This window comes from Escherichia sp. WS3063 (assembly GCF_046486595.1).
GTDB classification, from domain to species: Bacteria; Pseudomonadota; Gammaproteobacteria; order Enterobacterales; family Enterobacteriaceae; genus Escherichia; species Escherichia coli.
In genome coordinates, this window is sequence record NZ_JBJQKY010000038.1 from 18,100 (window position 1) to 36,430 (window position 18,331).

The 18,331-nt window shown below is 53.8% G+C and carries 19 protein-coding genes and 1 riboswitch; of the genes, 8 read left to right on the forward strand and 11 right to left on the reverse strand.

What is annotated here, in order from left to right; genetic code table 11:
• Window positions 1-8: 8 nt before the first annotated feature.
• The 8 genes from ACJHYW_RS23410 to rsd form a co-directional block, all read right to left on the reverse strand.
• The gene (locus tag ACJHYW_RS23410) at window positions 9-644 is read right to left on the reverse strand and encodes a DUF4867 family protein (RefSeq protein WP_015674803.1); all 636 of its coding nucleotides are present in this window, start codon (window positions 642-644) and stop codon (window positions 9-11) included.
• Between the two features lie 332 nt (window positions 645-976).
• On the reverse strand, window positions 977-2,110 hold the full coding sequence (gene thiH, locus ACJHYW_RS23415) for a 2-iminoacetate synthase ThiH (RefSeq protein WP_000847432.1): 1,134 nt from the start codon (window positions 2,108-2,110) through the stop codon (window positions 977-979).
• A complete protein-coding gene (gene thiG / locus ACJHYW_RS23420; protein ID WP_000944060.1) occupies window positions 2,107-2,877 on the reverse strand; it encodes a thiazole synthase in 771 nt (256 codons plus the stop codon). The genes thiH and thiG overlap by 4 nt, the downstream gene beginning before the upstream one ends.
• Before the next feature lies 1 nt (window position 2,878).
• Window positions 2,879-3,079, reverse strand: coding sequence for a sulfur carrier protein ThiS (thiS, locus tag ACJHYW_RS23425; protein WP_001166248.1), 201 nt, complete (start codon window positions 3,077-3,079; stop codon window positions 2,879-2,881).
• On the reverse strand, window positions 3,063-3,818 hold the full coding sequence (gene thiF / locus ACJHYW_RS23430; protein WP_001361914.1) for a thiazole biosynthesis adenylyltransferase ThiF: 756 nt from the start codon (window positions 3,816-3,818) through the stop codon (window positions 3,063-3,065). The genes thiS and thiF overlap by 17 nt, the downstream gene beginning before the upstream one ends.
• The gene (gene thiE / locus ACJHYW_RS23435) at window positions 3,811-4,446 is read right to left on the reverse strand and encodes a thiamine phosphate synthase (RefSeq protein WP_000284654.1); all 636 of its coding nucleotides are present in this window, start codon (window positions 4,444-4,446) and stop codon (window positions 3,811-3,813) included. The genes thiF and thiE overlap by 8 nt, the downstream gene beginning before the upstream one ends.
• On the reverse strand, window positions 4,446-6,341 hold the full coding sequence (thiC, locus tag ACJHYW_RS23440; protein ID WP_001276905.1) for a phosphomethylpyrimidine synthase ThiC: 1,896 nt from the start codon (window positions 6,339-6,341) through the stop codon (window positions 4,446-4,448). Before thiC ends, thiE begins: the two co-directional genes overlap by 1 nt.
• An 80-nt stretch (window positions 6,342-6,421) precedes the next feature.
• A riboswitch (TPP riboswitch) is annotated at window positions 6,422-6,522 on the reverse strand.
• Between the two features lie 51 nt (window positions 6,523-6,573).
• Window positions 6,574-7,050 carry a sigma D regulator gene (gene rsd, locus ACJHYW_RS23445; RefSeq protein WP_000934302.1) on the reverse strand — a complete coding sequence of 159 codons (477 nt, stop codon included), beginning with the start codon at window positions 7,048-7,050 and terminating at the stop codon, window positions 6,574-6,576.
• A gap of 94 nt (window positions 7,051-7,144) precedes the next feature.
• Between rsd and nudC the strand changes: the two genes are divergently transcribed.
• The 6 genes from nudC (at window position 7,145) to ACJHYW_RS23475 (ending at window position 11,503) form a co-directional block, all read left to right on the forward strand.
• Complete coding sequence (gene nudC, locus ACJHYW_RS23450; RefSeq protein ID WP_000373942.1) at window positions 7,145-7,918, forward strand: NAD(+) diphosphatase; 774 nt, start codon at window positions 7,145-7,147, stop codon at window positions 7,916-7,918.
• A 39-nt stretch (window positions 7,919-7,957) separates the two neighbouring features.
• Window positions 7,958-9,022 (forward strand): uroporphyrinogen decarboxylase, encoded by a 1,065-nt coding sequence (gene hemE / locus ACJHYW_RS23455; RefSeq protein ID WP_000137657.1) that lies wholly within the window; start codon window positions 7,958-7,960, stop codon window positions 9,020-9,022.
• 9 nt (window positions 9,023-9,031) lie between these two features.
• Complete coding sequence (nfi, locus tag ACJHYW_RS23460; protein ID WP_410233384.1) at window positions 9,032-9,703, forward strand: deoxyribonuclease V; 672 nt, start codon at window positions 9,032-9,034, stop codon at window positions 9,701-9,703.
• A 42-nt stretch (window positions 9,704-9,745) separates the two neighbouring features.
• Window positions 9,746-10,336: a YjaG family protein gene (locus ACJHYW_RS23465; RefSeq protein ID WP_000941119.1), complete on the forward strand. Its 591-nt coding sequence runs from the start codon at window positions 9,746-9,748 to the stop codon at window positions 10,334-10,336.
• A 186-nt stretch (window positions 10,337-10,522) separates the two neighbouring features.
• A complete protein-coding gene (hupA, locus tag ACJHYW_RS23470; RefSeq protein WP_001044513.1) occupies window positions 10,523-10,795 on the forward strand; it encodes a nucleoid-associated protein HU-alpha in 273 nt (90 codons plus the stop codon).
• A 12-nt stretch (window positions 10,796-10,807) separates the two neighbouring features.
• Window positions 10,808-11,503 carry a DUF1481 domain-containing protein gene (locus ACJHYW_RS23475; protein ID WP_032159285.1) on the forward strand — a complete coding sequence of 232 codons (696 nt, stop codon included), beginning with the start codon at window positions 10,808-10,810 and terminating at the stop codon, window positions 11,501-11,503.
• Between the two features lies 1 nt (window position 11,504).
• Here the strand turns inward: ACJHYW_RS23475 and zraP are convergent, their stop codons facing one another.
• A complete protein-coding gene (gene zraP / locus ACJHYW_RS23480; protein ID WP_001361916.1) occupies window positions 11,505-11,930 on the reverse strand; it encodes a zinc resistance sensor/chaperone ZraP in 426 nt (141 codons plus the stop codon).
• Window positions 11,931-12,164: 234 nt separating this feature from the next.
• Here zraP and zraS point away from each other — a divergent pair, with 234 nt between their 5' ends.
• Both zraS and zraR read left to right on the forward strand, forming a co-directional pair.
• Complete coding sequence (gene zraS, locus ACJHYW_RS23485; RefSeq protein WP_001211918.1) at window positions 12,165-13,541, forward strand: two-component system sensor histidine kinase ZraS; 1,377 nt, start codon at window positions 12,165-12,167, stop codon at window positions 13,539-13,541.
• Window positions 13,538-14,863 carry a sigma-54-dependent response regulator transcription factor ZraR gene (gene zraR, locus ACJHYW_RS23490; RefSeq protein ID WP_000148499.1) on the forward strand — a complete coding sequence of 442 codons (1,326 nt, stop codon included), beginning with the start codon at window positions 13,538-13,540 and terminating at the stop codon, window positions 14,861-14,863. The genes zraS and zraR overlap by 4 nt, the downstream gene beginning before the upstream one ends.
• Here zraR and purD read toward each other — a convergent pair.
• Both purD and purH read right to left on the reverse strand, forming a co-directional pair.
• Window positions 14,860-16,149, reverse strand: a complete 1,290-nt coding sequence (gene purD, locus ACJHYW_RS23495; protein WP_000866843.1) for a phosphoribosylamine--glycine ligase — start codon at window positions 16,147-16,149, stop codon at window positions 14,860-14,862. The genes zraR and purD overlap by 4 nt on opposite strands.
• A gap of 11 nt (window positions 16,150-16,160) precedes the next feature.
• A complete protein-coding gene (gene purH, locus ACJHYW_RS23500; protein ID WP_001187541.1) occupies window positions 16,161-17,750 on the reverse strand; it encodes a bifunctional phosphoribosylaminoimidazolecarboxamide formyltransferase/IMP cyclohydrolase in 1,590 nt (529 codons plus the stop codon).
• Window positions 17,751-18,331: the final 581 nt, after the last annotated feature.

Sequence of the window (18,331 nt, forward strand, 5' to 3'; positions counted from 1 at the left end):
CGCCATTTTCACCCATGAATAATATCATTCACGCAAAGATGCGGCCCTTTTAATAATGGGCAAGGATGCTCAGTGAAACTTTCATGGGCGATAAACCAGGTATTTCGCTTGCTTAATATTGTTGGTTTATTCTTGCCATCAATATCTTCATTAGTTCCATCAAGAAGAATAATCGCTGCACTAAAAGGTTGTGCATTGATACTCATAGGGCAGTAATGTAGCGTTGTGCTATAAAGTTCAATCACCGATTTTGCCGGAATGAAAAACGGCTCTGCACGTTCACCATTAAACGTGTCACCCTGCATCAACTCTCGTTTACCTAAAAACAGGAAAAAATCGCTGGCGGCGATAATGACTTCACTTCCCTGGTGATATTCAAAGCCATCCTGGGTGGTATTTACCCCACAAACGTACCCAGCCTGAACGGGCATTCCACCGTAGATTTGGCGCTGAATGTCGCTCACGGCGGGGTATTGCTTTAAGCGCTCATCGCTTCTGACATATGCCACCTGATCCTCAGGTACAGAAATTTCCTCTTTAAGGTATTTAAGCAATGAATCTACATTTATTGCAGAAATTACGTTTCCGTATGGGCGAAATTCATCACTATGAATCGATAACGCTTTTTTTAGGTAAGCTGACATGATGTTCTGGACCATATTTTGGTGAGGGTGGAATTATTATAACCGGTTATTGCACACTCTTGTTTTGACGGCGATCTTGCTTTGCAATTAAAGCCTTGTGCCTTCTTTGTTAAAACAATAGAAATATTAATGAATATTTTTGCGGGCAATCATGAAATAGCGTACTGAGACGTTATTTTAAGAAAGGCAGGGCGAAACGAGGAAGAAGCTTTTCGCCCTGGACAACATTCCTGCTGACGGCACTACCATAAAAAAACACAACGCTTTCAACAACCTTGCGTTTTTCATCTTCCGTAGCGGCTCGGAATAAATTTACGTTCTTACATTCTGTCTCATGGCCTTTGCGAGGCGCGTCCCAGATAGCTGTCCCAGTCTTTCCATACCGGCTGCAAACCCTGAGCGGTTAACGCGGCAGCAACCGCTTCCGGCCTGCGATCGTCGTGTGGTGAGAACTGTTCCAGCTCGGGGTGATTGTCGGCATAGCCACCTGGCTGCGTTTTCGAAAAAGCGCTGACGTTATTAATTGCCAGCGGAATCACGCGATCGCGAAACCACGGTGATTCCCGCGTGGAGAGTGACAGTTCAATCTCCGGTGCAAGCAGCCGGAAGGCGCAGATGGTTTGCACTAACTGGCGTTCATCCATAATCGACGCAGGCTCAATGCCGCCAGTACATGGACGCAGGCGTGGGAAGGAGACAGAGTAGCGGCTTTGCCAGTAATGCTGTTGCAGCCATAGCAAATGTTCTGCAACCATATAGCAGTCAACGCGCCAGCTGTCGGAAAGGCCAATTAGCGCGCCGAGGCCTATCTTATCAATCCCCGCACGGCCCAGCCGATCCGGCGTTTCCAGCCGCCAGAAGAAGTCCTGTTTTTTGCCTTTCAGATGATGGCGGGCATAAGTCGCCTCGTGATATGTCTCCTGATAAACCATCACGCCATCGAGACCCAGCTGTTTTAGCTCGGCATATTCCGCCTCCGCCAGCGGTTGCACTTCCATCTGTAGTGAAGAGAACTGTTCACGCAGGGCAGGGAGATGACGACGAAAGTAATCCATCCCCACTTTCGCCTGATGTTCACCAGTGACTAAAAGCAGATGTTCAAAGCCCATCTCCCGTATAGCGGCGCTTTCCCTGGCAATATCCGCTTCATCCAGTGTTTTGCGCTTGATGCGATTGCTCATGGAAAATCCGCAGTACGTGCAGTCGTTAGCGCAAAGATTGGAAAGATAAAGCGGGACGTAGAAACTAACTGTGTTGCCAAATCGCTGACGGGTCAGACGCTGCGCTCGCTGGGCCAGTGGTTCCAGATAGCCACTGGCGGCGGGTGATAGCAATGCCATCATGTCGTCGCGGGTGAGTTGCGAGGCATTTAGCGCCCGCTCTACGTCAGCAGCCGTTTTGCCGTTGATACGCAGGCGGATGTCGTCCCAGTCCAGTTGTCGCCAGCGATCGCTGAAGGTTTTCATGCAGATGCCTCCAGAAATCCGGTCAGCGGGCTGGTGGCATGAGCAAAATGACTGCGGCTGCCCGGTCCGGACTGACGTGCCAGCAGGCCTGCTTCTACTGCCAGACGAAATGCCTTCGCCATGTTGACGGGATCGTCCGCGACGGCAATCGCCGTATTCACTAACACCGCGTCGGCCCCCATTTCCAGCGCCTGCGCGGCATGGCTGGGAACGCCGATGCCAGCATCGACAACCACCGGAACCGTGGCTTGCTGGATAATAATCTCCAGCATGGCACGGGTTTCCAGTCCCTGATTCGAGCCAATCGGCGCGCCGAGCGGCATCACCGCTGCACAGCCGACTTCTTCCATACGTTTACACAATACCGGATCGGCCCCGCAGTAAGGCAGCACGACAAATCCCTGTTGTACCAGCGTTTCGGCAGCTTTCAGGGTTTCGATGGGATCGGGCAACAGCCAGCGGGCGTCAGGGTGAATCTCTAATTTTAGCCAGTTTGTGCCTAACGCTTCACGAGCCAGATGGGCAGCGAAAATGGCTTCTTCCGCTGTTTTCGCCCCGGATGTATTTGGCAGCAGGGTCACACCCGCCGCGATAAGCGGTTCGAGGATAGCGTCGTTGTGCTGGCGCAAGTTGACGCGTTTCATCGCCAGTGTCACCAGCTGGCTGCCGGAAGCGCGGATCGCCTCCATCATCAGTTGTGAAGAGGCGAATTTCCCTGTGCCGGTAAACAGATGTGAATCAAACGTTTTGTCCGCAATACGTAACATCTCAACCCCCTGCAATAACCTGAAAAAGCAGGATCTGGTCGCCATCCTGCACGATATGTTGCGCCCATTGTTCCCGCGGGACGATTTGCTGATTAATCGCCAGTGCCGCACCTGCTTGTTGTTGATCGAGTTGCTCCAGCAGTTCGTGAACAGTTAGTCCGGCGACACACTGCATCGGTTGATCGTTAAACAGGATCTGCATTGCATCCTCCACATACCGGGCAACCGCTGGCGCGGCGCAAAGCCAGGCTGCGCCACTGGCTCGATTTACCGTCGAACAGTCGGAGTTCTCCCGCAGGCGTCTCTATACCGCTTAATAACTTAATCGCTTCCAGTGCCTGTAAAGTGCCCATAACCCCGACCACCGGGCCAACCACGCCCGCCGTGCGGCAGTTGCGTTCTGGCTCCTGGTTATCTGGCCACAGGCAGCGGTAACACCCCTGCTCCCAGGGCGGCGTCAGTACCATCAACTGACCGCCAAATCCGACCGCGCTGGCGGTGATAAGCGGCGTGTTGAGTGCCACGCAGGTGGCATTAATCTCCTGGCGAGTCGCCATATTGTCAGTACAGTCGAGCACCACATCGGCTTGTGCAACCGCATCTTTTAACGTCTCACCCGTTAATCGTTGTTGTAATGCCATCAGTTGAATGTCGGGATTCAACTGTGTCAGTCGCTGTTGGCTGACCTGTGATTTCGGGCGATCGATATCTTCAGTGGTAAAGAGGATTTGTCGTTGCAGATTGCTTAAATGCACATCGTCGTCATCTGCCAGTACCAGCGTCCCGACGCCAGCCCCCGCCAGGTATAGCGCAGCAGGTGTACCCAGCCCGCCAAGACCAATAATCAGCACCTGGCTGTCGAGCAGTTTTTGCTGCCCGTCCAGAGCGATATCGTCGAGCAGGATTTGGCGGCTATAACGCATAAAGTCACGGTCATTCATCGCCAGCTCCTGCAATTTCCAGCAACTGTGCCGTTGCCAAACGCCAGTCTGCGGCTTGAGTAATGGCGCTGACGACGGCGATACTGCCGACACCCGTTGCTATCACCGCAGGCGCGCGCGGCAGACTGATACCGCCAATCGCCACGGTGGGATAATCCACCAGGCGCTCAACATGCCGTGCCAGCTGTTCCAGCCCCTGCGGTGCGGAAGGCATCTGTTTGGTTTGTGTCGGAAACACATGTCCCAGCGCGATATAAGAAGGACGTGCCGCCAGCGCGACGTCGATTTCCATATCATCATGAGTCGAAACGCCCAGCCGCAGGCCCGCTGTACGGATAGCGTCGAGATCGGTGGCTTGCAAATCTTCCTGTCCCAGATGGACGCCATATGCCTGATGCTTAATCGCCAGCCGCCAGTAATCGTTGATAAACAGCCGTGCGTTATATCGGCGGCCCAGCGCAATTGCCGCCACCACATCGGCTTCTACCTCTTCATCGCGCCGATCTTTGATGCGTAGCTGGAGAGTACGTACGCCTGCATCCAACAGACGTTCGATCCACTGTACGCTGTCAACCACCGGGTACAGTCCTAAACGAAAGGGTACAGGAGGAAACTCAGGCTGATACATCACGCTTCCTCCTTACGCAGGTAGATTTCTCCACCTCTGGCACGGAAGTTCTCCGACATATCCGCCATTCCCACTTCAATGGTTTGCGCGGCGGCGTAATCACGTACTTCCTGGCTGATTTTCATCGAGCAGAATTTCGGCCCACACATGGAGCAAAAATGGGCGACTTTGCCGGACTCTTGCGGCAGGGTTTCATCGTGATAAGCGCGGGCGGTAAACGGGTCGAGGGCCAGATTAAACTGGTCTTCCCAGCGAAATTCGAAGCGGGCTTTCGACATGGCGTTATCGCGAATTTGCGCGCCCGGATGCCCTTTCGCCAGGTCAGCGGCGTGGGCGGCAATCTTATAGGTGATAAGCCCCTGCTTAACATCTTCTTTATTAGGCAGACCCAGATGCTCTTTTGGCGTTACGTAACAGAGCATCGCGCAGCCAAACCAGCCAATCATCGCCGCGCCAATCCCCGACGTGAAGTGGTCATAACCCGGAGCAATATCAGTAGTTAGCGGCCCGAGGGTATAGAACGGTGCTTCGTGGCAGTGCTCTAACTCCTCGGTCATATTGCGGCGGATCATCTGCATCGGTACATGCCCAGGACCTTCAATCATCACCTGCACGTCATATTCCCAGGCGATTTTGGTCAGTTCACCCAGCGTATGCAGCTCGGCAAATTGCGCTTCATCGTTGGCGTCCTGAACAGAACCGGGGCGCAGACCGTCGCCCAGCGACAGCGAAACGTCATAAGCGGCACAGATTTCACAAATTTCGCGGAAGTGTTGATAGAGGAAATTTTCCTGATGATGGGAGAGGCACCATTTCGCCATAATCGAACCGCCGCGAGAGACGATACCAGTCAGGCGTTTCGCGGTCATCGGCACATAGCGCAGCAGTACGCCCGCATGGATAGTGAAGTAATCCACACCTTGCTCGGCTTGTTCCAGCAGCGTGTCGCGGAACGCTTCCCAGGTAAGATCTTCGGCGATCCCGTTAACCTTCTCCAGCGCCTGGTAGATCGGCACTGTACCGATCGGCACCGGGCTGTTACGCAAAATCCACTCGCGGGTTTCGTGAATATAGCGACCGGTGGAGAGATCCATCACCGTATCCGCTCCCCAGCGCGTGGACCATACCAGCTTTTCCACTTCTTCTTCGATGGAAGAGGTGACCGCCGAGTTGCCGATATTGGCGTTAACTTTTACCAGGAAATTGCGACCAATAATCATCGGCTCCGATTCCGGATGATTAATGTTGGCCGGGATAATCGCACGTCCGGCAGCAACTTCATCACGGACAAATTCCGCAGTGATATTTTCCGGCAGACGTGCGCCAAAGCTCATTCCCGGATGCTGGTGGCGCAAAACTTCGCTACGTATGCGCTCGCGACCCATATTCTCGCGAATGGCGATGAATTCCATTTCGGGCGTGATGATGCCCCGGCGGGCGTAGTGCAGTTGGGTGACGCGGCGTCCTGCTTTGGCGCGCTTTGGGGTTAATACGCCGCTAAAACGTAGCTCGTCGAGGCCATCATCTGCCAGTCGCGCTTTAGTGTAATCGGAACTGCGCACGGTAAGTTCTTCGGTATCGCCGCGCGCATCGATCCACGGCTGGCGCAGTTTTGCCAGTCCTTGCTGCACGTCAATGGCGATCTGTGGATCGCCATACGGACCGGAGGTGTCGTAGACCGGAATCGCTTCGTTTTCTTCGTACTGCGGCTGTTCTTTGCTACCACCAATTAGCGTCGGGCTAAGCTGGATCTCACGCATCGGCACGCGCACGCCGGGTTGTGTGCCAGTGATATAAATGCGTTTTGAGTTTGGAAAGGCGGTGCCTTCCAGGGTGTCGATAAAATGTTGGGCCTGGGCGCGTTGTTCGCGGCGGGTCAGTTTTGTTGCAGACATAGCTCATTCCAAAAAGTTAAGGACGTGGCTTGTCAGACGACGGATGAAGCAAGAGACGATCGCCGCAAAGGCGATGCGATAGCAGATTAACTCTTGTTCCCTTCGCAGGTATTAGCCTGATCAGGTTCCGCGGATCCCGAATAAACGGTCTCAGCCAGTTAAGGCACTCCGACAAGAAATTAGCCCCACAAACGGGGCGTTGAATGTAAATTACGCGTTAACAGCGCAGAACTCAAGCAGGATGTTTGACGCGGGCGGCGTCAAGCACCAGCAGAATCAGCTTATCTTCCAGCACAAAGCGCGCTTCCAGCGCCTCGCCGATGTCAGATAAAACCTGTTGAAACTCAAGGTAATTATCATGATCGATAGCGGTTTCCAGGCTGGAATCGTAGTAATCCATAATCTGTTGGGTATTGGCTTCGAGTTGTGGCCAAATCTTCGCGGCGCGTGCGAGTTGCCCATTGCCTTCCAGTTTATGAAGAATGCGCTCATAAATACTGAAATGTCCGGCAGACAAGTAATCGACCAGGCTCTGACAAAAATCATCAAGGGCTTTTTCGTTTAGCCTCATGTACGATTCTTTGCCAGGCTTAATGCCAACCAGATTGTAGTAAGCCACGAGCAGATGCTTACGTACATGTAGCCAGCGATCAACCAGTTTGTTACTTCCTCTGACGCGCTCCGTCAGGTTATCGAGCTGGTTAAGCATGATTGACTCCGCAAGTTTGTATTCAAAAACTGCTCAGTGAGAAATGTAAAAACCATGTTAAACATGCCAGTGATGCAAAGGTAGTGCAAGAGCTATGGATCGTATAATTGAAAAATTAGATCACGGCTGGTGGGTCGTCAGCCATGAACAAAAATTATGGTTGCCGAAGGGAGAATTGCCATATGGCGAAGCGGCAAATTTCGATCTTGTGGGTCAGCGCGCACTACAAATCGGCGAATGGCAGGGGGAACCTGTTTGGTTAGTACAACAGCAGCGGCGTCACGATATGGGGTCGGTACGTCAGGTCATTGATCTCGATGTTGGGCTGTTTCAACTGGCCGGACGAGGCGTACAACTGGCAGAGTTTTACCGATCGCATAAATACTGTGGTTACTGCGGGCATGAAATGTATCCAAGTAAAACCGAATGGGCGATGCTGTGCAGCCATTGCCGTGAGCGTTACTACCCGCAAATCGCCCCCTGCATTATTGTTGCCATCCGTCGCGATGATTCGATCCTCCTCGCCCAGCATACCAGCCATCGTAACGGTGTCCATACGGTACTTGCCGGATTCGTCGAAGTGGGCGAAACCCTCGAGCAGGCTGTCGCGCGGGAAGTGATGGAAGAGAGCGGAATTAAAGTTAAAAACTTGCGTTACGTGACTTCCCAGCCGTGGCCGTTTCCTCAGTCTTTAATGACCGCGTTTATGGCGGAATATGACAGCGGCGAGATCGTGATCGACCCGAAAGAATTGCTTGAGGCGAACTGGTATCGCTATGACGATTTGCCGTTACTCCCGCCGCCCGGCACCGTAGCGCGCCGTCTGATAGAAGATACAGTGGCGATGTGTCGGGCAGAGTATGAGTGATGATACACTGACCGCCTGACGCACTAAGGAACAGCCAAAATGACCGAACTTAAAAACGATCGTTATCTGCGGGCGCTGCTGCGCCAGCCCGTTGATGTCACTCCAGTATGGATGATGCGCCAGGCGGGTCGCTATCTACCGGAATATAAAGCCACGCGCGCCCAGGCGGGCGATTTTATGTCGCTGTGCAAAAACGCCGAGCTGGCGTGCGAAGTGACTTTGCAACCGCTGCGTCGCTACCCGCTGGATGCGGCGATCCTCTTTTCCGATATCCTCACCGTGCCGGACGCGATGGGGTTAGGGCTCTATTTTGAAGCCGGAGAAGGTCCGCGTTTTACCTCGCCAGTCACCTGCAAAGCCGACGTCGATAAACTGCCAATTCCGGACCCGGAAGATGAGCTGGGTTACGTGATGAACGCGGTGCGTACCATTCGTCGCGAACTGAAAGGCGAAGTGCCGCTGATTGGTTTTTCTGGCAGCCCGTGGACGCTGGCGACCTACATGGTGGAAGGCGGCAGCAGCAAAGCCTTCACCGTGATCAAAAAAATGATGTATGCCGATCCGCAGGCGCTGCACGCGCTACTCGATAAACTGGCGAAAAGCGTCACTTTGTATCTGAATGCGCAGATTAAAGCCGGTGCTCAGGCAGTGATGATTTTCGACACCTGGGGCGGCGTGCTTACCGGGCGCGATTATCAACAGTTCTCGCTCTATTACATGCATAAAATTGTTGATGGTTTACTGCGTGAAAACGACGGTCGCCGCGTACCGGTCACGCTGTTTACCAAAGGTGGCGGACAGTGGCTGGAAGCGATGGCAGAAACCGGTTGCGATGCGCTGGGCCTCGACTGGACAACGGACATCGCCGATGCGCGCCGCCGCGTGGGCAATAAAGTCGCGTTGCAGGGTAATATGGATCCGTCGATGCTGTACGCACCGCCTGCCCGCATTGAAGAAGAAGTTGCGACTATACTTGCCGGTTTCGGTCACGGCGAAGGTCATGTCTTTAACCTTGGTCACGGCATTCATCAGGATGTGCCGCCAGAACATGCTGGCGTGTTTGTGGAGGCAGTGCATCGCTTGTCTGAACAGTATCACCGCTAAGGAGCGATTATGGATCTCGCGTCATTACGCGCTCAACAAATCGAACTGGCTTCTTCTGTGATCCGCGAGGATCGACTCGATAAAGATCCACCGGATCTGATCGCCGGAGCCGATGTCGGATTTGAGCAGGGCGGAGAAGTGACGCGAGCGGCGATGGTGCTGCTGAAATACCCCTCGCTTGAGCTGGTGGAGTATAAAGTGGCCCGCATCGCCACCACCATGCCTCATATTCCAGGTTTTCTCTCCTTCCGCGAATATCCTGCGCTGCTGGCAGCGTGGGAGATGCTGTCACAAAAGCCGGATTTAGTGTTTGTCGATGGTCACGGGATCTCGCATCCTCGCCGTCTTGGTGTCGCCAGCCATTTTGGCTTATTGGTGGATGTGCCAACGATAGGCGTGGCGAAAAAACGGCTCTGCGGTAAATTCGAACCGCTCTCCAGCGAACCGGGCGCGCTGGCCCCACTGATGGATAAAGGCGAGCAGCTGGCCTGGGTCTGGCGCAGCAAAGCGCGCTGTAACCCATTGTTTATCGCTACCGGCCATCGGGTTAGCGTGGACAGCGCGCTGGCGTGGGTACAACGCTGCATGAAAGGCTATCGTCTGCCGGAGCCAACGCGCTGGGCGGACGCGGTGGCCTCGGAACGTCCGGCGTTCGTGCGCTATACAGCAAATCAGCCCTAATTCAGGTAAACTGCGGATAATTTCCGTATTTGAGAACTCAACATGTTACAAAACCCAATTCATCTGCGTCTGGAGCGCCTGGAAAGCTGGCAGCACGTCACTTTTATGGCCTGCTTATGCGAACGCATGTACCCTAATTACGCCGTATTCTGTCAGCAAACTGGTTTTGGTGATGGGCAGATTTACCGCCGCATTCTCGATCTCATCTGGGAAACGCTGACCGTCAAAGACGCAAAAGTAAATTTCGACAGCCAACTGGAGAAATTTGAAGAAGCGATTCCTTCAGCCGATGATTTCGATCTGTACGGCGTTTATCCGGCAATCGATGCATGCGTGGCGTTAAGTGAACTGGTCCATTCGCGTTTGAGTGGTGAAACGCTCGAACACGCGGTGGAAGTGAGTAAGACCTCCATCACGACCGTTGCGATGCTGGAAATGACTCAGGCTGGTCGCGAAATGAGCGATGAAGAGCTCAAAGAAAACCCAGCTGTAGAGCAAGAATGGGACATTCAGTGGGAAATATTCCGACTTTTAGCTGAGTGCGAAGAACGCGATATCGAGCTGATAAAAGGCCTTAGGGCAGACCTGCGTGAGGCGGGTGAGAGCAATATTGGTATAATTTTTCAGCAATAAGACCAGAAAACGTGATTTAACGCCTGATTTGTCGTACCTGGAGTCTTCCCTTTCGCCCCCCGTCTGGTCTACATTTGGGGGGCGAAAAAAAGTGGCTATCGGTGCGTGTATGCAGGAGAGTGCTATTCTGGCATTTCCGTCGCACTCGATGCTTAGCAAGCGATAAACACATTGTAAGGATAACTTATGAACAAGACTCAACTGATTGATGTAATTGCAGAGAAAGCAGAACTGTCCAAAACCCAGGCTAAAGCTGCTCTGGAGTCCACTCTGGCTGCAATTACTGAGTCTCTGAAAGAAGGCGATGCTGTACAACTGGTTGGTTTCGGTACCTTCAAAGTGAACCACCGCGCTGAGCGTACTGGCCGCAACCCGCAGACCGGTAAAGAAATCAAAATTGCCGCTGCTAACGTACCGGCATTTGTTTCTGGCAAGGCACTGAAAGACGCAGTTAAGTAAGATTGCGTGGCAGTGAACAGTTTTAACGAAGGGGTGGTTTCACCCCTTTTGTCTTTCTGGCGTCGATCATTGATGCTGGCAGGCGTTCTGTTTCTCACTGCCTGTAGTCACAACTCTTCACTTCCTCCCTTTACCGCCAGTGGATTTGCTGAAGACCAGGGCGCGGTACGCATCTGGCGAAAAGACAGCGGCGATAATGTGCATCTGCTTGCCGTGTTTAGCCCGTGGCGCAGTGGCGATACCACCACGCGAGAGTATCGCTGGCAGGGCGATAACCTCACGCTCATCAATATCAATGTTTACAGCAAACCGCCGGTGAACATTCGCGCGCGTTTTGACGATCGCGGCGATCTGAGCTTTATGCAACGTGAATCCGATGGGGAAAAGCAGCAGCTTTCTAACGACCAAATCGATTTATACCGTTATCGTGCTGATCAGATCCGCCAGATTAGCGATGCCTTACGTCAGGGGAGAGTCGTGCTGCGCCAGGGGCGCTGGCATGCGATGGAACAGACCGTGACCACCTGCGAAGGGCAAACCATTAAACCTGATTTAGATTCGCAGGCGATAGCGCATATCGAGCGCCGCCAGAGCCGCTCTTCTGTTGATGTCAGCGTGGCATGGCTGGAAGCGCCCGAAGGTTCGCAATTACTGTTGGTGGCAAACTCTGATTTCTGTCGCTGGCAACCCAACGAGAAAACGTTCTGATTTACCAGTGGCCCATACCCATATGACCGCCACCATCGCAACCACCGTAACCCATGCCCATTCCGGTACCGCGCGGAATACCCGCTTCAGCCATCGCAATATCTCGTTTCACCCGTAACTCATCTAACGACTGACGCAAATTCTCCATCTCTTTGGCGACCGCGTTAATTTTGCTGCTATCCGGTGGGTTCGCGGCTAACAGGGCATTGTATTCATAACGCTTCGTCACCAGTTGCTGTTGCAGTGCGCTGCTTTGAGCGTAAAAGTCATTATGGATTTTCTGCCACGCTGTCTGTTGTTCGCTGGTCAAAGGCGCGGCATTTTGCTGCCACATACCGTGTCCGCCGTGAGCAAATGCAGATGTCGATCCCATCGCCATTGCTGAAAGCGCCATCATTACCAGGGCAATTTTCGTGTTCCGTTTCATGGTTAATCCTCCAGTGGTTGTCTTACTTCGGGTATTGCATCTTCCGTGCCAACGATGAAACGCTGATATGACGGGTAATCTGGCATGATAAACGAGTAAAAATGACTCGCCTGCTGCGGGTAGCGAGTCATTTTTACTCATTGAAACTTAAGCCTTTGTGTTACAGCGCAGGGTAAGCGCTGATAAAAGATGGCATGATTTCTGCTGTCAGAAAGGGATGAGCAGGCAAAGAAGATGCGTTTTATGCAACGTTCTAAAGACTCCTTAGCTAAATGGTTAAGCGCGATCCTCCCCGTGGTCATTGTTGGGCTGGTAGGGTTGTTTGCGGTGACGGTGATTCGCGATTATGGGCGCGAGACTGCCGCCGCCAGACAAACGCTGCTGGAAAAAGGCAGTGTACTTATTCGCGCTCTTGAATCCGGCTCGCGCGTCGGCATGGGGATGCGCATGCATCATGCGCAGCAGCAGGCCTTACTGGAAGAAATGGCCGGGCAGCCTGGAGTACGTTGGTTTGCGGTCACGGATGAACAAGGAACAATCGTGATGCATAGCAACTCCGGCATGGTGGGAAAACAGCTTTATTCCCCGCAGGAAATGCAGCAGTTACATCCTGGAGATGAAGAAGCGTGGCGGCGGATCGATAGCGCAGACGGCGAGCCTGTTCTGGAAATTTATCGCCAGTTTCAACCGATGTTTGCTGCTGGAATGCACCGGATGCGCCATATGCAGCAGTATGCCGCAACACCACAAGCAATTTTCATCGCTTTCGACGCCAGTAATATTGTGAGTGCCGAAGATCGTGAGCAGAGAAACACCCTGATTATCCTCTTCGCCCTGGCGACGGTCTTGCTGGCAAGCGTATTGTCATTCTTCTGGTATCGCCGCTATCTGCGCTCGCGCCAGCTTCTACAAGATGAAATGAAGCGCAAAGAGAAGCTGGTGGCGCTGGGGCATCTTGCGGCAGGCGTTGCCCACGAAATCCGTAACCCACTTTCCTCGATTAAAGGACTGGCGAAATACTTTGCCGAACGCGCGCCAGCAGGGGGAGAAGCGCATCAATTGGCGCAGGTGATGGCGAAAGAAGCCGACCGTTTAAACCGCGTGGTAAGCGAGTTGCTGGAACTGGTTAAGCCAACGCATCTGGCTTTGCAGGCGGTGGATCTCAACACGCTGATTAACCACTCATTACAGCTGGTAAGCCAGGATGCAAACAGCCGGGAGATCCAGTTACGCTTTACCGCCAACGACACATTACCGGAAATTCAGGCCGATCCGGACAGGCTGACTCAGGTCCTGTTGAATCTCTATCTCAATGCTATTCAGGCGATTGGTCAGCATGGCGTGATTAGCGTGACGGCCAGCGAAAGCGGCACGGGTGTGAAAATCAGCGTTACCGACAGCGGTAAGGGAATTGCGGCAGATCAGCTTGAAGCCATCTTCACCCCGTACTTCACCACCAAAGCCGAAGGCACCGGACTGGGGCTGGCGGTCGTGCATAATATTGTTGAACAACACGGTGGTACAATTCAGGTCGCAAGCCAGGAGGGAAAAGGCGCAACGTTCACCCTCTGGCTTCCGGTCAATATTACGCGTAAGGACCCACAAGGATGACGCACGATAATATCGATATTCTGGTGGTGGATGATGACATTAGCCACTGCACTATTTTGCAGGCTTTGCTGCGCGGCTGGGGCTATAACGTCGCGCTGGCGAACAGCGGGCGACAGGCGCTGGAGCAGGTGCGGGAACAGGTTTTTGATCTTGTGCTTTGCGATGTGCGAATGGCAGAGATGGACGGCATCGCCACGCTCAAAGAGATCAAAGCGTTAAATCCGGCAATTCCGGTACTGATTATGACCGCGTACTCCAGCGTCGAGACGGCGGTAGAGGCGTTGAAAACCGGGGCGCTGGATTATCTCATCAAGCCGCTGGATTTCGATAACCTGCAGGCGACGCTGGAAAAGGCGCTCGCGCATACGCACAGTATTGACGCTGAAACGCCTGCGGTGTCTGCCAGCCAGTTCGGTATGGTCGGTAAAAGCCCGGCGATGCAACACCTGCTCAGTGAAATCGCCCTCGTCGCGCCATCGGAAGCCACAGTGCTGATCCACGGCGATTCCGGCACCGGTAAAGAGCTGGTCGCCAGGGCGATTCACGCCAGTAGCGCACGGAGTGAAAAACCACTGGTAACGCTCAACTGTGCGGCACTCAACGAATCCTTGCTGGAATCTGAATTGTTCGGTCACGAAAAAGGGGCGTTTACCGGAGCCGACAAACGGCGGGAAGGGCGCTTTGTTGAGGCGGACGGCGGCACGCTGTTTCTCGATGAAATTGGCGATATCTCGCCGATGATGCAGGTTCGTCTGCTGCGTGCGATTCAGGAGCGCGAAGTTCAGCGTGTCGGCAGCAACCAGACCATCTCGGTTGATGTCCGGCTGATTGCGGCGACTCATCGCGATCTTGCCGCAGAGGTGAATGCCGGGCGTTTTCGCCAGGATCTCTACTATCGCCTGAACGTGGTGGCGATTGAAGTTCCGTCGCTGCGTCAGCGGCGGGAAGATATTCCTCTGCTGGCAAACCATTTTCTTCAGCGCTTTGCCGAGCGTAATCGCAAGGCGGTAAAAGGTTTTACGCCCCAGGCGATGGATCTGCTGATTCACTACGACTGGCCGGGAAATATTCGTGAACTGGAAAACGCGGTGGAACGGGCGGTGGTGCTGCTGACCGGGGAATATATTTCCGAACGCGAGCTGCCGCTGGCGATTGCGAGTACGCCGATCCCGCTGGTACAAAGTCAGGATATTCAGCCGCTGGTGGAAGTCGAAAAAGAGGTGATTCTTGCGGCACTGGAGAAAACGGGCGGCAACAAAACCGAAGCCGCCCGTCAGTTAGGGATCACGCGCAAAACGCTCTTGGCAAAACTGTCGCGTTAGTTCTGCTCGCGTTCGATAGCGCGCCAGCCGATATCTTTCCGGCAGAAGCAGTCGTCCCAATGGATATCGGTCATTAAGGCATAAGCGCGTTTCTGCGCTTCTGCCACGGTATGACCCAGCGCGGTGACGCACAGTACGCGCCCGCCGCTGGTCACTACCTGCTCGTCATCCGCCAGTTTCGTGCCCGCGTGGAACACTTTGCCGTCAGACACTTCTTCCAGCGGCAGGCCGTGGATCACATCGCCGGTGCGGTAATCGCCCGGATATCCACCCGCAGCCATCACCACGCCGAGAGAAGCGCGTTCATCCCACTCGGACGTTTTCTCGTCCAGCTTGCCTTCACAGGCTGCCAGGCAGAGTTCAACCAGATCGGACTTCATGCGCAGCATAATCGGTTGGGTTTCTGGATCGCCAAAGCGGCAGTTAAATTCAATAACCTTCGGATTGCCCTGTTTGTCGATCATCAGGCCCGCGTAGAGAAAACCAGTGTAGGTGTTGCCTTCTGCCGCCATGCCTTTCACGGTTGGCCAGATGATTCGTTCCATCGTGCGCTGATGAACCTCATCGGTCACTACTGGCGCAGGGGAGTAAGCGCCCATCCCGCCGGTGTTCGGCCCGGTATCTTTATCGCCTACGCGTTTGTGATCCTGGCTGGTGGCCATCGGCAGCACATGCTCACCGTCCACCATCACGATAAAGCTCGCTTCTTCGCCGTCGAGGAACTCTTCGATAACGATGCGATGCCCCGCGTCGCCAAAAGCGTTGCCCGCCAGCATATCGTGAACAGCCGCTTCCGCTTCTTCCTGCGTCATCGCCACGATAACGCCTTTCCCGGCAGCCAGACCGTCAGCTTTAATGACGATTGGCGCGCCTTTCTCACGCAGATACGCCAGCGCAGGTTCTACCTCGGTGAAGTTCTGGTATTCCGCCGTAGGGATCTTATGGCGGGCCAGGAAATCTTTGGTAAACGCTTTTGAGCCTTCCAGTTGGGCCGCACCTGCGGTTGGGCCGAAGATTTTCAGCCCGGCGGCGCGGAAGGTGTCAACCACGCCTTTCACCAGCGGCGCTTCCGGGCCGACGATGGTTAGATCTACCTTTTCGTTTTGTGCGAAATCCAGCAGCGCCGGGATATCGGTTACGCCGATATCGACGTTTTGCAGTGCAGGTTCCAGCGCAGTGCCTGCGTTACCCGGAGCAACAAAAACAGTTTCAACCAGCGGCGACTGCGCCGCTTTCCAGGCCAGCGCGTGCTCGCGCCCGCCATTACCGATCACTAATACTTTCATCTATTGCTCCATTAATGGCGGAAGTGGCGCATGTCGGTGAAGAGCATTGCAATACCGTGCTCGTCGGCGGCGGCAATCACTTCGTCATCACGGATAGAACCGCCAGGCTGGATTACGCAGGTCACGCCCGCAGCGGCGGCGGCATCAATACCGTCGCGGAACGGGAAGAACGCGTCAGAAGCCATCGAGGAACCTTTCACTTCCAGACCTTCATCGGCCGCTTTAATACCGGCGATTTTCGCGGAGTACACGCGGCTCATCTGGCCCGCGCCAATGCCGATGGTCATATTGTTTTTGGCATAGACGATGGCGTTGGATTTCACGAACTTCGCCACCTTCCAGCAGAACAGCGCATCACGCAGTTCCTGTTCGCTCGGCTGGCGTTTGGTGACGACGCGCAGTTCTTCCGCACCGACCATTCCCAGATCGCGATCCTGAACCAGCAGACCGCCGTTCACGCGTTTGAAATCAAGACCCGGAACACGCTCGCCCCACTGACCGCAGGTCAGGACGCGTACGTTCTGTTTGGCGGCGGTGATTTTCAGGGCTTCTTCGCTGGCGGACGGCGCAATAATCACTTCAACAAACTGACGAGAAATGATGGCCTGCGCGGTTTCCGCATCCAGCTCGCGGTTAAAGGCGATAATGCCGCCGAATGCGGAGGTCGGGTCGGTTTTGTACGCGCGATCGTAAGCATCAAGAATGGAATTGCCGATAGCCACGCCGCAAGGGTTGGCGTGCTTCACAATCACACATGCCGGCTCGGCGAACTCTTTCACGCACTCCAGCGCCGCATCGGTATCGGCGATGTTGTTATAAGAGAGGGCTTTACCCTGAACCTGGGTTGCGGTAGCAACGGAGGCTTCTTTGACATTCTCTTCTATATAGAAGGCAGCCTGCTGGTGGCTGTTCTCGCCGTAACGCATATCCTGCCTCTTAATGAAGTTCAGGTTCAGCGTGCGTGGGAAGCGACCGGCGGCTTCTTTGCTTTCACCGTGGTAAGCCGGAACCATGCTGCCGAAGTAGTTGGCAATCATGCTGTCGTAGGCGGCGGTGTGTTCGAAGGCTTTGATGGCAAGGTCAAAGCGAGTTTCCAGAGTCAGGGAGCCTTCATTGGCATCTATCTCTTTAATAATGGCGTCGTAGTCGCTGCTCTTCACCACGATGGCGACATCTTTATGGTTCTTGGCGGCAGAGCGCACCATCGTCGGGCCGCCGATATCGATGTTCTCAACCGCATCTTCCAGCGAGCAGCCTTCACGAGCAACGGTCTGGGCGAACGGATACAGATTAACAACCACCATATCGATAGGCTGGATCTGATGTTCTTCCATAATGGCATCGTCCTGGCCGCGACGGCCCAGAATGCCACCATGTACTTTCGGATGCAGGGTCTTCACGCGTCCATCCATCATCTCCGGGAAACCGGTGTAATCGGAAACTTCGGTTACCGGCAGACCTTTTTCTGCTAACAGACGGGCTGTGCCCCCTGTAGACAGCAGCTCCACACCGCGTGCGGAAAGTGCCTGGGCGAATTCGACGATACCGGCTTTGTCAGAAACACTGAGCAGAGCGCGGCGGACTGGACGACGTTGTTGCATGGTAAATCCCCTGGATTTGACTATTACAGAGAGCGTTAGCTGAATTTTTCGCGAAAAACTCAGCTAACGCCCCTAACGGGGCATCCTTATTTTTCGCCCGCATTGTAACGAAAACGTTTGCGCAACGCTCGCGAATTTTTCTCTTTCAATGGTGATCACAATTTTGACAGTGTTTACCGTGGGAAAAATACAGAAATTACATTGATGATTGTGGATAACTCTGTGCGTAAAAAGGTATAAAGCGGGGTTTTGCTGGGGAATGCAGCAGTCAGTCATTTTTCTGCAATTTTTCTATTGCGGCCTGCGGAGAACTCCCTATAATGCGCCTCCATCGACACGGCGGATGTGAATCACTTCACACAAACAGCCGGTTCGGTTGAAGAGAAAAATCCTGAAATTCAGGGTTGACTCTGAAAGAGGAAAGCGTAATATACGCCACCTCGCGACAGTGAGCTGAAAGCCGCGTCGCAACTGCTCTTTAACAATTTATCAGACAATCTGTGTGGGCACTCGAAGATACGGATTCTTAACGTCGCAAGACGAAAAATGAATACCAAGTCTCAAGAGTGAACACGTAATTC